Genomic DNA, 1,085 nt, shown 5'->3' on the forward strand with positions numbered 1-1,085 from the left:
AAAAAGGGAGAACACAATGCCGTTAACCAGCCCGATAATTACACCGGTGGTGGTCCTGGTCGCCTGGTCCATGGTCATGTGGCTATGGATGTACATCACCCGCCTGCCGGCCATGAAAGCGGCCAACATGAAGCCGGACCCGAATGCCCCACGCGGTGAACAGATGAGCACCCTGCCCGCTCGTGTGCGCTGGAAGGCGGATAACTACAATCACCTGATGGAACAGCCCACGGCGTTTTATGCCGTGGCCCTGTCGCTGGCACTGCTTGGCCAGGGTGATGGCATCAACCTGAAGTTGGCCTGGGCCTATGTGGGTATCCGCGTGGTGCATTCGCTCCTGCAGGCGCTGATCAACAAGATTGAGCTGCGCTTTGTGTTGTTTGCCCTGTCGTCACTGGCCCTGATTGGGTTAACCGTGAATGCGTTGCGCGCCGTGTTCTGATGGCCTTTGATACTGATCTGGCGTTGCGGGTGCGCGAAGGCCTGCGCACTGTCAGTGGTGCCCTGCCCGATGAAAAGCGCATGTTCGGTGGCCTCTGTTTCATGATCGCCGGCAACATGTGTTGCGGCATTCTGGGTGACCGCCTGATGGCCCGGGTCGGGCCGCAGTCCCATGAACGGTTGTCCGCTGAGCCTGGCGCCGGCGAGATGGATTTCACCGGCCGGCCCATTAACAGGCTGTTGAAAAGCCCTTTACGTACTCAGCGTGGCCTGAAGGGGGCAGCTGTTGTGTTTTGTCGCGACGGACAGGGTGGCTCCCTTTCCTAGCGACAAAGCGCAGCAGATGGGCCCTTCAGGCCGCGCCCTCCGGGTCTTCCAGGCTGGCCCGCACTCGTTGTTGCAATGTCTCGATGGGTGGACACACACCGTCAACATTGCGCCTAGATTGCGAACCAGCCTGAAAGACTGAGCATGCAAAGGGCTTTTCAACAGCCTGTTAGGGCATGCTGATGATTGACGCGGATACGGTAGCCGAGGACGCTGCGCTACAACGCTGGCTGACTCACTGCTTTGCTTTTTTGCGTACCCTGCCACCCAAATAAATCATTCAGGAATGACCATGCTGCAAATCGGGATTGTGATCT

At 58.2% G+C, this 1,085-nt stretch carries 2 protein-coding genes; both read left to right on the plus strand.

Annotated features, from left to right (window positions below; genetic code table 11):
- Positions 1–16 precede the first annotated feature (16 nt).
- Positions 17–442: an MAPEG family protein gene (locus A3754_RS02480; RefSeq protein WP_063518767.1), complete on the plus strand. Its 426-nt coding sequence runs from the start codon at positions 17–19 to the stop codon at positions 440–442.
- Complete coding sequence (locus A3754_RS02485; protein ID WP_082872214.1) at positions 442–768, plus strand: TfoX/Sxy family protein; 327 nt, start codon at positions 442–444, stop codon at positions 766–768. Before A3754_RS02480 ends, A3754_RS02485 begins: the two co-directional genes overlap by 1 nt.
- Positions 769–1,085 lie beyond the last annotated feature (317 nt).

The organism is Alcanivorax sp. HI0083 (assembly GCF_001635175.1).

Coding starts and splice junctions, on each gene's coding strand:
- A3754_RS02480 (WP_063518767.1), top strand. CDS start 17: ATGCCGTTAACCAGCCCGATAATTACACCGGTGGTGGTCCTGGTCGCC.
- A3754_RS02485 (WP_082872214.1), top strand. CDS start 442: ATGGCCTTTGATACTGATCTGGCGTTGCGGGTGCGCGAAGGCCTGCGC.